Consider the following 13,262-nt stretch of genomic DNA (forward strand, 5'->3'; position numbering starts at 1 on the left):
GACTGGCCCAGATCAAAACAGCCGGAAGCGGCGCGGTGACTTTCCCGCCTCGTCGTCCGGATCGACGCCCGGATCGTCCGGCAACCGCGTCAGCTCTTCCGCCGGCTCGACGGCCTCGGCACCGGCCGGCACCGCCGCGAACGCCGCGGCGGTGACAGGGGTGACATGGTCGTCGCGGCTTTCGGTTTCCTTGCTTGTCGCCTCGTTGGCCTGGGCGACATGATCGATGACGTCGATCGGCTTTTCCGGCACCGGTTTGGCTGGCGCCTCGATTGCCGCGACCGCTCCATCCGGCGCGTCGTCGTGGCTGTCGATCAGCTGGCCGAGGCGCTCCATCGGGGCGCGCCACTCGAAGGCGTCGAGCCGGCCGGTGATGGGCGATACCGGCGCCCAACGTTCCGAAACCACGCCATCCGCCACCCAGGCCGGGTCGCGCGGCGCCCGCACTGCCTTGGAGAGCAGCTGCCTGACCTTGCCCTGGTCACCGGTCTCGGCTTCCTCGATATCGGCGAGGAGCAGATACGCGCCCTCGCGCCGGTCCATCCGGATCGCGGCCTCGGCCTCGCGGCGGGCGGTGGCGAAATCCTGCGCATCGAGTGCCGCGCGCGCCACAGTCATCGACGATTCGGCGTGGTTCCTCTTCATCTCCTGCAGTTTCTTGGCCCGGTTGAGCCGGTCGAGCACGGCGTCACCCGGCCGCGCATGGGTGTAGAGCTCGGCGATCTCGGGATGCGGCTCGGTCCGCCAGGCCGTTTCCAGGATCTTCGATCCCTTGCGCACGTCGTTCTGCTTGAACAGCGCGGCGGCGGCGGCGACGGCGGCAGGCGCGAAATCCGGCCGCAGTCTGTTGGCCTCGATTGCCGCTGTCCTGGCGGCGGCGGGATCGCTGTCGGCAAGCGATTGCGCCTTGGCGGTCAACAGCACGGCGCGGCGGCGGCTGGCCGCGTCGCGTTCGATCTGCCGCGTCGACTTCTGCGCCTCGACCAGCTTCAGGGCGCCGTCCCAGTCGCCGCGCGCGGTCAGCTCCTCCAGCGTCGATTCGGCCGCCCAGGCCAGTTGCGGCGCCATCACCGCGGCACGGCCGGCATAGTGCCGGGCGGCGTTGCGGTCGCCCAGGCGTTCAGCTTCCAGATAAAGCCCACGCAGGCCGAGCAGCCGCATTTCGGGATCGTCGAGCATGCTCTCGAATTTCTGCCGCGCGCCTTCATGGTCGCCTTCGAGCAGCGACGCCTGTGCCTCGAGCAGATGGATCAACGGTTCCTGGTCGGAGCGGATCAGCTTGGCCGCTTCCTTGGTCTTCTTGCGGGCCAGCGCGCCGTCGCCGGCGCCGGCGGCGATCATGCCGGTCGACAGCGCCTGATAGCCACGGTCGCGGCGGCGCACGCGGAAATAGCGCGAGATGGTGTAAGGGCTGTTCCACAGCGACCTGATCAGCCACCACAGGATCATCACCGCGGCGACGACAGCGACGACGGCCACCGCCGCCACCATCAGGCTGACCTGGTACTGATAGCCGTTGAAGGTGACGACCATGTCGCCCGGCCGGTCGGCAAGCCAGGCGAAGCCCAGCCCAAGCGCGAAAACGACGATGAGGAAGGCGAGCAGGCGGATCATCGTGTTGCCCTCATGCCTTCATCGCGCCGGAGATCAGCGTGTCGACCTGGGTTTCGACCTCGATGCGCGCCTTCAGTTTGCCGGCAAAGTCGGCGCCGGCGGCCTTCGCGGCTTCCGGCAGTGCGTCGTATTCGCTGAGCGCCTTGGCATAGTCGCCCTGCTTGACCGCCACTTCCATGCGCGCCACGGTTTCCGGCGCGCCGGGACCTTGGACGGCGCCGATCGGCCGGACCTTGACCAGCGATTCGGCGCTCGACATCAGGCTCTGCAAAAAGCCGGCGTTCTGGTCGACAGGCGTCGCGGCGGCGACCATGGCATTGGCGGCGGCGTCCATCTGCGAGGCGATCTCGGTGCGGGTCGGAACCCCCTTTTCGGCATAGGGCCGCAAGGTCGCCAGTTGCGACGCATTGGGCGAAATCGCGGCCAGCGTATCGAGTTCGGTCGCGAACGGCGCGCCACGGTCGAGCGCTGCCTTCAGCGCCGAGGCGGCGATGGCGAGCGCGATCTTCGGCTGTCCCGCCTGCGCCTCGACCTTGCCGGAAAGCTGCGACACCGACTGCTCCAGCGCGGCGAGCCGGCCTTCCTGCGCCTTCGCCGCCTCGTCGGTCGACTTCACCAGCGCATCGAGACCCGCCAGCTTTTCGTTGAGCGGGCCGAGATCGACCGGCGCCGCATTGCCGGCCTTGCCTAGGGCGGCGACCGCCGTTTCGATCTGCTTGACCTTGTCGCCGAGTGCGGCAAGCCCGGCGCTGTCACCCGAGCCGCCCTGTGCGACCGTCGATTTCAACGTCGCGACATCCTTCTTGACCTGATCGAGTGCGGCCGACAGGCCGTCAACCTTGGCCGAGGCGTCGCCACCGCCCGCTTCCTTCATGCCGGCGATTTCAGACTTCAGCGAGGCGATCTGGCCGTTGACTCCGTCGCGTGAAACACCGGCGCCTGAACCCGGCGCGCCGAGCAGGCCGGCGAACTGCAGGCCGCCGGCGCCGACCAGTGCGATGACACCCCCGATGATGCCGGCAGCGATGCCGTTGACGCCGCCACGCTTCGGCTGTGCCGCCATCGATTCGCTCCTTGCCTCGGTTTTTCCGGCAGCCGCGTTGGTCTCGCCGGCCTTCGTGCTTGCGTCCTCAAAGCTGTAGTCGAAGGGCTTGGCGGGCGGCGCCTCCGAACCGGGGTAAGGCATCTCCGGTTCCGCGGCCTTGGTCGCCGCATTCGCCGGCGCATCTGCTCCAGCCTGCCCCGTGGCGTCGGCATGCTCCCAAGGTTCGAGATCGGTCTGGTCAGCATGCACCGGCTCTTCCGGAGCTTCCGGCTGCGAGGCGTTCGCGGCTTCCTCGGCCTTCGCCTCGTCGGTCTGGGCCGCGTCCTTGGCGGCATCCTCGTCGACGATGCGGGACACGGCGCCGGGCTCGAGATCGATGGTCACCGGCTCGCGGCGGCTTTTCGAGTGTCGCATCTTCGGCGTCTTGACCATGCCTGGGCTCCGCAAAATTCGCTTCGTCTCAACGCCTGGTGGCGCGTGATGGTTCAGAAGGGTCTAGCACATCACCAAGCGGTGAAAAGGGGCGGTGTGATGACGCGGGTCACGGCCGCTCCGGCAAAAGCGCCAGCATTGCCTCCTCGTCGGGTCGTGCGGCAATGCGAATTGACTTGCCGGCGCTGTCGGCGAAGGCAGCGGCGATGCGCGCGGAAAGCGCGAAAACCCTTGTTTTTTCAAAGAGCCCTTTCAATGCGGATCTTGCGGCCAGCACCTGCAACGCGACAGCCGCCTTGGCCGAATAAAGCAGCACCGCGTCGACCGGCTCGCCGGACAGCCGCGCCAGAATGGTCGCGTCCGAATACGGCACCGGGAACGTGTCGTACGTTTCGACCGCGCGAACCCGCACTCCAGCCGCCTCCAGCCGCTGTTCGAACATTGGAAACCGCACGCGTCCGCAGAGATAGACGACGGTTTTGCCGGGAAATGCCGCCACAATGCCGTCGGCAAGCGACTCGGCATCGCCGGAACCCTCAAAGACCGACAGGAGCCCCGCCTTGCGTGCGGCTTCCGCCGTCCTCGTTCCGACGGCATGGCACGGCAGAGCGGCAAGCGCAGCCATCATCTCCTTTGGGGCATGGCGCACGGCATTGGCGCTGGTCACGGCAACGGCGACAGCGTCATCTGCAACCAGCCGGGCATCGCCAGGCAAAGCCACCGTTTCGGTCAGGGGCAGGAGAACCGGCTGAAAACCTTTATCCTGAAGCCGCCGCGCCGTGCGCGATGCGCCCGGTTCCGGTCTGGTCACCAGGACGCGAAGCATTTTCAGAGCCAGCCGTCGAAGAACTTTTCGCCGGCCTTGGCCCGCACCGTCCGCGCCGCCTCTTCGCCGATGCGGACGGCATCCTGCGCTGCCCCCTGCAGCTCGACCGCGTGCGACTGGGTACCGTCGGGCGAAATGATCAGACCGGAAAAGGAGAGTTTTCCGGCCGTGATAGCCGCGTAGCCGGCGATCGGCGTGCGGCAGGAGCCGTCGAGCGCCGCCAGGAAAGAGCGTTCGCAGGCCAGCGCCTGACCGGTCGGCACGTCATGGATGGCCAGCAGCATCTTCTCGACCTCGCGGTCGCCGATGCGCGTCTCGACGCCGATCGCGCCCTGGCCGGGCGCCGGCGGAAAGATGTCGAGCGGCATCAGGTCGGTGATCACATGGTCGAGGCCGAGCCGCTTCAGCCCGGCATAGGCAAGGATGGTGCCTGCGGCGACGCCTTCATCGAGCTTGCGCAGCCGCGTCTGCACATTGCCGCGGAACATCACCACGTCTAAATCCGGCCGCATGCGGCGGATCAGCGCCTGCCGCCTGAGCGACGACGAGCCGACCGTCGCGCCGCGCGGCAGCTCTGCGATACTCCTCGCCGCCTTGCCGACAAAGGCGTCGCGCGCATCCTCGCGCGGCAGGAAGGCGGAGAGTTCCAGACCTTCGGGCAGTTGCGTCGGCATGTCCTTCGACGAATGCACGGCGATGTCGATCACGCCGGCGAGCAGCGCCTCCTCGATCTCCTTGGTGAACAGGCCCTTGCCGCCGGCTTCCGACAGTGGCCGGTCCTGGATGCGGTCGCCGCTGGTCGAGATGACGACGACCTCGAAGGCTTCCGCCGGCAGGCCATGCGCTGCCATCAGCCGCGCCTGTGTCTCATGCGCCTGCGCCAGGGCCAGCGGGCTGCCGCGTGTTCCGATTTTCAAGATTGTTTGCATGGCGCGCGGTCCGTGATAACCCCCGGCTGGCTTTGCGTTTCCGGGCACTCTCCTAACGAGGAACGCCCGGACATACAATCTCTGGAGACAGCGACGAATTGATCCGCGTTCTGGGCATTGAGACGAGTTGCGACGAGACCGCCGCCAGCGTCGTGGCGCTGGAAGGCGACGCCGCGCCGAAAATCCTCTCCAACGTGGTGCTCAGCCAGATCGAGGAACATGCCGCCTTTGGCGGTGTCGTGCCCGAGATCGCCGCCCGCGCCCATGTCGAGGCGCTGGACGGCATCATCGAGGCAGCCCTTGCCGATTCGGCCACGGCGCTTGCCGATATCGATGCGGTCGCCGCCACCGCTGGCCCCGGCCTGGTCGGCGGCCTCATCGTCGGGCTGATGACGGCCAAGGCGATCGCCGCAGCGGCAGGCAAGCCGCTGATCGCCGTCAATCACCTCGAAGGCCATGCCTTGACGGCCCGGCTGACCGACGGGCTCGAGTTTCCCTACCTGCTGCTGCTGGTCTCCGGCGGCCACACGCAGATCCTGGCCGTGCGCGGTGTCGGCGACTACCAGCGCTGGGCCACCACCATCGACGATGCGCTCGGCGAAGCCTTCGACAAGACGGCCAAGATGCTCGGCCTGCCCTATCCCGGTGGGCCGAATGTCGAGAAGGCGGCGGTATCGGGCGACGCGACACGCTTTGCCTTCCCCCGTCCGATGAAGGGCTCGGCGCAGCCCGACTTTTCCTTCTCCGGGCTGAAAACCGCCGTGCGCCAGGCCGCGACGGCGATCGAGCCGCTCAGCGACCAGGATGTCGCCGACATCTGCGCCTCGTTCCAGGCGGCGGTCGCCGATGCGCTGGCCGACCGCGTTTCTCGCGCACTGAAGCGGTTCGGCGAAACATTTCCCGGCACCAAGCAGCCCGCATTAGTTGTTGCCGGCGGCGTCGCGGCCAACCGCACGATCAAGGCGACGCTGCAGCGGCTTTGCGCGGAGGCCGGTTTCGCCTTCGTCGCGCCGCCGCTGCAGCTGTGCACCGACAACGCGGCGATGATCGCCTGGGCCGGCATCGAGCGGCTGCGCGAAGGCCTGGCGCAGGAGAACGGCTTCGATTTCGTGCCGCGCTCGCGCTGGCCGCTGGACAGCATCTCGGCGCCGATGGTCGGCTCCGGCCGGCGCGGAGCCAAGGCATGAGCGGTGAAGCCATGTGCGGCCAGCAGATGGGCAATGAAGGCGCAGGCAATCCGGCCAAAAGTGGCTGGCGTGTCACGGTGCTCGGCGGCGGTGCTTGGGGCACTGCGCTGGCGCTGGCCATGCTGCGCGCCGGCCATTCGGTGCGCCTGTACGCGCGCGACCCGCAAACCGTCGCCGCGATCGGCCGTGGCGAGAACCCGCGCTATTTACCCGGTATAGCCATCGCGCCCGGCATCGAGGCGACGAGCGACATCGAGACGGCACTCGCCGGCGCCGATTGCGTGCTGGCGGTGACGCCGGCGCAGTCGCTGCGAGCGACGCTGGCGGCGGCGAAAGACCATATGCCGGAGGGCATCCCGCTTGTGCTCTGCGCCAAGGGCATCGAGCGCGACACCGGCGCCCTGCTGTCGGCAATTGTCGAAGAAATCCTGCCGCGAAATCCGGTCGCGGCATTGTCCGGCCCGAGCTTCGCAACCGACGTCGCCCGTGGCCTGCCGACAGCGGTGGTTGTCGCCGCCCGTGACGAGATGCTGGCCGCCGACCTTGCCGCCCGCTTTTCCGCCGAGAACCTGCGCTGCTATTCGAGCAGCGACCTGATCGGCGTCGAGATCGGCGGCGCCTTGAAGAATGTCTTCGCCATTGCCGCCGGCGCGGTGACCGGCGCCGGGCTCGGCGCCAGCGCCCAGGCCGCCATGGTGACGCGCGGCTTCGTCGAACTGCGCCGTATCGGTGCCGCCTTCGGCGCCAGGCCCGAGACCTTGATGGGACTTTCCGGCCTTGGCGACCTGCTGCTCACCTGCTCGTCGGCGCAATCGCGCAATTTCGCCTATGGGCTGGCGCTTGGGCAAGGCAAGACGCTTTCCGGATTGCCGCTGGCCGAGGGCGTGCCGACGGCGGCGATCGCCGCCCGCATCGCCGCCGAGCGTGGCATCGACGCGCCGATCATTTCCGCCGTCGCCGCCATACTGGACGGCAAGGTGACCATAGACCAAGCCGTGACGGCGCTGATGACACGGCCGCTGAAAACCGAAACCAATGACTGAACGATCCGGAGTTAGAGACCATGCTGTTTGCGTTGATTTGCAAGGACAAGCCCGACAGCCTGCAGCTGCGCGTCGATACAAGGCCGGCGCACGCGGCGTTTCTGGAAGGCCTGATCAGCGAAGGGAGGCTTGCCTTTGCGGGCCCCTTCCTCGACTTCGACGGCAAGCCGGACGGCAGCTTGGTGATGATCGAAGCGCCTGATATGGCCAGCGCGCAAGCCCTCGCGGCAGCCGACCCCTATGCCAAGGCCGGCCTGTTCGAAAGCGTCGAGATCCGTGCGTGGAACTGGGTCTTCATGAAGCCTGCGAACGAATGATCGTTCGGTCGCGCAACCGTCATCGGGCAGGGCGGGGCAGCACCGACGCTATAGTAATATACTGCGACAACGGTAAGGAACCCCTGAGATGAACTACTGGCTGTTCAAGTCCGAGCCCTCGGTTTTCTCCTTCGAGGCACTGAAGGCCAAGGGCAAGGCCGGCACGCAATGGGACGGCGTGCGCAACTACGCCGCGCGCAACAACATGAAGGCGATGCAGATCGGCGATCTCGGCTTCTTCTACCATTCCAATGAGGGGCTGAACGTGGTCGGCATCGCCGAGGTCTGCGCGCTGGCCCACCCCGACACCACATCGGACGACCCGCGCTGGGAATGCGTCGATATCCGGGCCGTCAGCGACATGCCGAACCCGCCGACGCTGGAAGAGGTCAAGGCCAATCCGAAGCTTGCCGACATGGCGCTGGTGCGGCTCGGGCGGCTTTCCGTGCAGCCGGTGACCCCGGCGGAATGGAAGGAAGTCTGCCGCATGGGCGGCCTGACACCCGCCCCGTGACGGTGCTCACCCCGCACAGCGCCAGGCAGTTCATCCTCGACAACACGGCGCTGATGGCGCCGCCGCACGTACCCGAAATCCTGCTTCATCTTGCCGATGAGGCGCACGATCTGTGGCTGCGGACCGAGGACGAGCTGGTCGAGATCGGCCTGCCGCCGCCCTTCTGGGCCTTCGCCTGGGCTGGCGGCCAAGGCCTCGCCCGCTATGCCATCGACAATCCCGGCGCGGTGCGGGGCAAGCGCGTGCTCGACTTCGCCTCGGGATCAGGCCTCGTCGCCATCGCCGCCGCCAAGGCAGGCGCGGCCGGGGTAACCGCCGCCGACATCGATCCGTTCAGCGGGACCGCGGTCCGCCTCAATGCACAGGCCAATGGCATCGAAATCGAATTCCTCGGCACCGACTGCATCGGCGCCGATATGGGTTGGGACGTCGTGCTGGCCGGCGACGTCTTCTACGACAAGCCTTTCGCCGACCGGCTGATGCCGTGGTTTTCGGCTCTCGGACGGCGCGGCGCCGAGATTCTGATCGGCGATCCTGGGCGGTCCTATCTGCCGCGATCGGGGTTAGAGCCGCTCGGTGTCTACGAAGTTCCGGTGACGCGGGCGCTCGAGGACGCCGAGATCAAGCGCACGACCGTCTGGCGACTTGCTTGACGCCGTCGCCGAACAGGCGTTTCCATAAAATCCGCATCGGAGGGGAATTCATGGATTTTTCCGCAGTGAACTGGCTGGCGGTGATTGCCGCCGCCATCCTCGCATGGCTGTTCGGCGCAGCCTGGTACATGGCTTTGAGCAAGCCCTGGCTGAAGGCCGCCAAACTCGACCCGGCGACGATGAAGAGATCGCCGCTGCCTTTCGTCATCAGCTTCATCGCCGAACTGGTCATGGCCTGCATCATGGCGCTGGTTGTCGGAGCGATGACCGGGGGCGAGCCGACATTGCTGGCCGGGCTTGTCTTCGGCTTCGTACTTTGGCTCGGTTTCGTCGCCACGACGCTTTCGGTCAACCACCGCTACGAGAATTTCGGCTGGGACCTGACCCTTATCGATGGCGGCCACTGGCTGGGCGTGCTGTTGATCATCGGCGCGGTGATCGGTTGGTTCGGCGCCGCGGCAGGCTGAACGGATGACGGTACATTGACGATGGCAGACGAGTCCGGATTTCCGCGCGACTTGGTGTTCACCCGGATCTGCCACGTCAAGCAGGGCTACGACGACCGGCGCCGCCACATCGTCCGCGAGTTCGAGCGGCGCGGCGTGCCCGTCTACTTCTATACGGACTGGGACCGGCCGGATATCACACCGGAGATTCGCGACGAGTTGATCGCCCCAACCTTTACCCACCCGGCGGCCGTCTCGCTGGCGCTGAAACATGTCGGCATCTGGCGCGATTTCCTTGAGACCGACCTGCCCTATTGCCTGGTCTTCGAGGATGACGTTTTCCTCGCTCGCGGCTTCGTCGCCAAATTCCGGCAGGGGCTGGCCGAGCTCGGCGACCCCGCGCGCAAGGCCGTCATCTATCTCGGCAATGGCAGCAACTACTACACGCCGAGCTGGAAATTGCGCAGAGGTCAAAGGCTCTATCCCGCATTGCATGCCAGATGCGCCGATTCCTACCTCATCACCCGCCCAGTCGCCGAAGCCCGTTGCGCCTGGATCGCCCGCAATAAGATATCTACCGGAATCGACCACCAGATCGAACGGATGGACGAAGAACTGGGGGTCGAAATGTTGTGGTTTGAGCGGCCTATCGCCGAACAGGGCAGCGAGAACGGCACCTTCCACACTTCCGTTGCCGGCAAACCACACCCGCTTCTGTATAAGAAATTGCAGTGGAACTGGAAAAAATACACCCGCATGATCTTCGGCTACAACGCCCGGTCGTGAGCGAAGGGTTGGCCGGCCGGCCTACCCCTTGTCCGTGGCGCGCGTCCTGGCCACCTCATCGAGGATCCATTCGCGGAAGGCGACGATGCGGGGATCGTCAGCCGCCGCTTTGGGATAGACAAGGAAGTAGGCGTATTCGGGGGCAACCTTGATGCTGAGCTCGAAGGGCCGCACCAGCCGGCCCTCGGAAAGGTCGTTTGCCACCATGGCGAAATCGGCGAGCGCGACGGCGTTGCCGTCGAGCGCTGCCTGGACCGCGTCCGTGGATGTGCCGAAGACGACGGTGCGGCTGTCGTCGAAATCGTTGATGCCGGCCGCAGCCATCCACATGCGCCAGTTCGGCCATGTCACGCCCTGACGCGTCCATTCGATATGGGCAAGCGTGTGCTGGAAGAGGTCGCGCGGCTCGCGCAGGGGCGGCCCCGACGTCAAAAGGCCCGGGCTGCACACCGGAATGATGATGTTGTCGAATAGGCGGTGCGCGCAAAGCCCGGGATATTTGCCGGCGCCGAAGCGGATGCCGACATCGACATCGTCGAGATCGAAATCGCGCAGCCCGTAGGCGATGTCGAACCTGAGCTCGATGCCTGGCCTTTGCTTGCGGAAATCCTCGACACGCCGCATCAGCCATTTCGCCGCGAACTGCGCGTCCAGCGTCACCTTCAGAAATTCCGTTCCGCGCGCCATCTTGCGCGCCCGCATGGCGGCCCTGCCGAGCAGGTCGAGCGCATCGGTCGCGGCTTCGAACAGCACCGTGCCCGCCGCCGTCAGCCGGATGGTGCGGCTGGTGCGCGTGAAAAGCACGATGCCAAGCTGATCCTCGATTTCCTTGATCTGATGGCTGACGGCGGCCGGCGTCAGGCCGAGTTCGTCGGCGGCGCGGGTGAAATTGAGGTGGCGGGCCGCCGCCTCCAGCGTCCTCAGCGCCCGCGTCCCCGGCAGCAGGGCCGCCATCAGCGCGTGAACTCCGCAAAGCGGCTCATGACGTTCCCTCGATCCTCAAAGAAAACTTGATAATCGGAAAAAAACTACTCGTTTCCTCCCAGGATTTCAATCGGGCATGATGTGAACATCGGAACACCATCAAACCGGATTTGAAGCCCGGAAGAACGGATCACATCATGTCTCACATCGCGCTCCACCCCGCTTATGCCGCCCGGCCGGGCTGGCTATTGGCGATCCGTGACTGGCTGCGTCAGGCCAGGGTGGCGGTCAGCCTTCCGCACCAGAACGTCGAGGACCTGTCCGACCGCCAGCTGCGCGATATCGGCGCTGGCCGCAAGGACATCGCCCGGGCCATGGACCGCGAGATCGGCCGGCTCGGCCTTCTCGACATCGGCTGGCAGCAGCCAAGAAGGTAAGGGAATAGGGCAGTAAGGCAATACGGCAGAAGGGAAAGTCAGGCCAGCAACGAAGACCCTTCTACTGCCCTACTGCCCTACTGCCCTACTGCCCTACTGCCCTACTGCCCTACTGCCCTACTGCCCTACTGCCCTACTGCCCTACCTCACCACCCGCATCACCGTACGGTCCGACAGCAGCGGCAGCAGCCGCGCCATCGTGCGCGCGGTGACGGCGACGCAGCCTTGCGTCGGCGTGAAATCGGGGCGCGCCAGATGGAAGAAGATGGCGCTGCCGCGTCCCCTGCGGCGCGGCGCGATGTTCCAGTCGAGCACGAGGCAGGCGTCATAGAGCCGATCGTCGCGCCGCATGCGTTCATGGCTGGCGCCATAGGGAATCCTGACTGGACGGTTGTAGTTGCGGTCCTCTGGTACCTCGCACCAGCCGAGATCGGGGCCGATCGGCGCCATCGCCAGGCGGGTTTTGCGGCCGGCGGCAAACTGATCCCCCCGGAAATAGCCCGCCAGGATGCGCATCGAGCCAAGCGGCGTGGCGCCATCGCCTTCGCGCTTGTCAGCCGTGATGCCGCCGCGCCCCAATGCGCACGCAAACACCGTTTTTCCGGCCTGCAGCAGGCCCTGAGTTGGATGACCGGGCCTTGGCCGCACGGTCAGCACACGCAGCCCTTTCGGCAAAATTGCGCCAGCTGCATTGCGCGCGCGTTTTTTCTTGTATGATCGTGCCACGGAACAAATCACTGTGATCGGCTGTTGTGCCGATCAGCTTCCGCATAAATAGGCAGCGGTCAACAGAATTTCTTTTCAAAACAACGGATTGATCCATGACTTCACGCACCATCCTGATCGTCGACGACGATGACGACCTGCGCGGCACACTGGTCGAGCAATTGTCCCTCTACGAGGAATTCGACGTGCTGCAGGAATCGACTGCGGCAAAAGGCGTCACCGCGGCGCGCGGCGGCCTCGTCGACCTGCTCATCATGGATGTCGGCCTGCCTGACATGGATGGCCGCGAGGCGGTGAAGATCCTGCGCAAGGGCGGCTACAAGGCGCCGATCATCATGCTGACCGGCCACGACACCGATTCGGACACGATTCTCGGTCTCGAGGCCGGCGCCAACGACTATGTGACCAAGCCGTTCCGCTTCGCGGTGCTTCTGGCGCGCATCCGTGCGCAGCTGCGCCAGCATGAGCAGAGCGAGGATGCCACCTTCTCGGTCGGCCCCTACACATTCAAGCCCAGCCAGAAACTGCTCATCGACCCGCGCGGCGGCAAGGTGCGGCTGACGGAAAAGGAGGCATCGATCATCAAATATCTCTACCGCGCCGACCAGAAGGTGGTGACGCGCGACGTGCTGCTGGAGGAAGTGTGGGGATACAACTCCGGCGTCACCACGCACACGCTGGAAACCCATGTCTACCGCTTGCGCCAGAAGATCGAGCGCGATCCTTCCAATGCCGAAATTCTTGTGACAGAAAGCGGCGGCTACAAGCTGGTTCCTTAAACATTTCACTATCCAATAGGCGGTCTGGGCGGAGCCGCTTTCGGATACGATCCGGTTGGAGGGGGATTCTGGATCGTACCGCAAAGGAGGGACTGGACTGACCGTTCGGGGACACAGCTAGATGGCGCTGGATGACGACATCCGCATCCTGTCCGCCGTGAGGCTTTTCGAAGGCTTCACGCAGGAACAGTTGCGCCTGCTCGCCTTCGGCGCCGAAACCACTTTCTTGCAGGCCGACCACAAGCTCTATCGCGAGGACGACATGGCCGACTCGGCCTACCTCGTCGTCAGCGGTCGTATCGTGCTCTATCGCGAGCAGAACGGTGGCGAGCGCATCCCGCTAGGCACAGTCGGCCCCGGCACGATGCTCAGCGAACTGGCGTTGATCGCCGACACCAACCGGCTGACCAGCGCGTCGGCCGAAATCGACTCGGAAGTGATCCGGCTCAGCCGCAAGATGTTCCGCCGCATCCTGGAGGAATATCCGGAAGTGGCGGTGAAACTTCACCAGCGCATCCTGGAGGATTTTCAGGCCATGATCCGCCGCATCGAGCAACTGGCGCCGCGATTTACCGGCGATTGAAGGCGCGGCAAAGACAAAATC

Annotated in this window: 16 protein-coding genes; 10 read left to right on the forward strand and 6 right to left on the reverse strand. The window is 65.7% G+C overall.

Annotation, left to right across the window (positions count from 1 at the left end; all coding sequences use genetic code 11):
* Positions 1-12 precede the first annotated feature (12 nt).
* From FJ938_RS21685 to hemC, 4 genes are all read right to left on the reverse strand, one after another.
* A complete protein-coding gene (locus FJ938_RS21685) occupies positions 13-1,614 on the reverse strand; it encodes a heme biosynthesis protein HemY (RefSeq protein WP_140697228.1) in 1,602 nt (533 codons plus the stop codon).
* Between the two features lie 10 nt (positions 1,615-1,624).
* Positions 1,625-3,091: a COG4223 family protein gene (locus tag FJ938_RS21690; RefSeq protein WP_140697231.1), complete on the reverse strand. Its 1,467-nt coding sequence runs from the start codon at positions 3,089-3,091 to the stop codon at positions 1,625-1,627.
* A gap of 109 nt (positions 3,092-3,200) precedes the next feature.
* Positions 3,201-3,917, reverse strand: coding sequence for a uroporphyrinogen-III synthase (locus FJ938_RS21695; RefSeq protein WP_140612499.1), 717 nt, complete (start codon positions 3,915-3,917; stop codon positions 3,201-3,203).
* A 2-nt stretch (positions 3,918-3,919) separates the two neighbouring features.
* Positions 3,920-4,846: a hydroxymethylbilane synthase gene (hemC, locus tag FJ938_RS21700; RefSeq protein ID WP_140697234.1), complete on the reverse strand. Its 927-nt coding sequence runs from the start codon at positions 4,844-4,846 to the stop codon at positions 3,920-3,922.
* Between the two features lie 101 nt (positions 4,847-4,947).
* Here hemC and tsaD point away from each other — a divergent pair, with 101 nt between their 5' ends.
* From tsaD to FJ938_RS21735, 7 genes are all read left to right on the forward strand, one after another.
* The gene (tsaD, locus tag FJ938_RS21705; RefSeq protein WP_181165728.1) at positions 4,948-6,033 is read left to right on the forward strand and encodes a tRNA (adenosine(37)-N6)-threonylcarbamoyltransferase complex transferase subunit TsaD; all 1,086 of its coding nucleotides are present in this window, start codon (positions 4,948-4,950) and stop codon (positions 6,031-6,033) included.
* 26 nt (positions 6,034-6,059) lie between these two features.
* Complete coding sequence (locus tag FJ938_RS21710; RefSeq protein WP_140697329.1) at positions 6,060-7,076, forward strand: NAD(P)H-dependent glycerol-3-phosphate dehydrogenase; 1,017 nt, start codon at positions 6,060-6,062, stop codon at positions 7,074-7,076.
* Between the two features lie 20 nt (positions 7,077-7,096).
* Complete coding sequence (locus tag FJ938_RS21715) at positions 7,097-7,393, forward strand: YciI-like protein (RefSeq protein WP_140697236.1); 297 nt, start codon at positions 7,097-7,099, stop codon at positions 7,391-7,393.
* Positions 7,394-7,481: 88 nt separating this feature from the next.
* On the forward strand, positions 7,482-7,907 hold the full coding sequence (locus FJ938_RS21720) for an EVE domain-containing protein (protein ID WP_140697238.1): 426 nt from the start codon (positions 7,482-7,484) through the stop codon (positions 7,905-7,907).
* Positions 7,862-8,560, forward strand: coding sequence for a methyltransferase (locus FJ938_RS21725; protein WP_181169155.1), 699 nt, complete (start codon positions 7,862-7,864; stop codon positions 8,558-8,560). The genes FJ938_RS21720 and FJ938_RS21725 overlap by 46 nt, the downstream gene beginning before the upstream one ends.
* A 50-nt stretch (positions 8,561-8,610) precedes the next feature.
* Positions 8,611-9,027, forward strand: a complete 417-nt coding sequence (locus FJ938_RS21730; protein WP_140612487.1) for a DUF1761 domain-containing protein — start codon at positions 8,611-8,613, stop codon at positions 9,025-9,027.
* A gap of 21 nt (positions 9,028-9,048) precedes the next feature.
* Positions 9,049-9,792, forward strand: a complete 744-nt coding sequence (locus FJ938_RS21735) for a glycosyltransferase family 25 protein (protein WP_140697243.1) — start codon at positions 9,049-9,051, stop codon at positions 9,790-9,792.
* A 21-nt stretch (positions 9,793-9,813) separates the two neighbouring features.
* Here the strand turns inward: FJ938_RS21735 and gcvA are convergent, their stop codons facing one another.
* The gene (gene gcvA, locus FJ938_RS21740; RefSeq protein WP_140697246.1) at positions 9,814-10,746 is read right to left on the reverse strand and encodes a transcriptional regulator GcvA; all 933 of its coding nucleotides are present in this window, start codon (positions 10,744-10,746) and stop codon (positions 9,814-9,816) included.
* A 167-nt stretch (positions 10,747-10,913) separates the two neighbouring features.
* On the opposite strand from gcvA, the gene FJ938_RS21745 reads away from it, so the two are divergent.
* A complete protein-coding gene (locus tag FJ938_RS21745; protein ID WP_140697248.1) occupies positions 10,914-11,153 on the forward strand; it encodes a hypothetical protein in 240 nt (79 codons plus the stop codon).
* A gap of 141 nt (positions 11,154-11,294) precedes the next feature.
* Here the strand turns inward: FJ938_RS21745 and FJ938_RS21755 are convergent, their stop codons facing one another.
* Positions 11,295-11,831, reverse strand: a complete 537-nt coding sequence (locus FJ938_RS21755) for a L,D-transpeptidase (RefSeq protein WP_181169156.1) — start codon at positions 11,829-11,831, stop codon at positions 11,295-11,297.
* A 143-nt stretch (positions 11,832-11,974) separates the two neighbouring features.
* On the opposite strand from FJ938_RS21755, the gene FJ938_RS21760 reads away from it, so the two are divergent.
* Complete coding sequence (locus FJ938_RS21760) at positions 11,975-12,658, forward strand: response regulator transcription factor (protein WP_140612477.1); 684 nt, start codon at positions 11,975-11,977, stop codon at positions 12,656-12,658.
* A 121-nt stretch (positions 12,659-12,779) separates the two neighbouring features.
* Positions 12,780-13,241 carry a cyclic nucleotide-binding domain-containing protein gene (locus tag FJ938_RS21765; RefSeq protein WP_140697253.1) on the forward strand — a complete coding sequence of 154 codons (462 nt, stop codon included), beginning with the start codon at positions 12,780-12,782 and terminating at the stop codon, positions 13,239-13,241.
* The last annotated feature ends 21 nt before the right edge of the window (positions 13,242-13,262 follow it).

Source organism: Mesorhizobium sp. B2-4-14 (assembly GCF_006442155.1).
Taxonomy (GTDB): domain Bacteria; phylum Pseudomonadota; class Alphaproteobacteria; order Rhizobiales; family Rhizobiaceae; genus Mesorhizobium.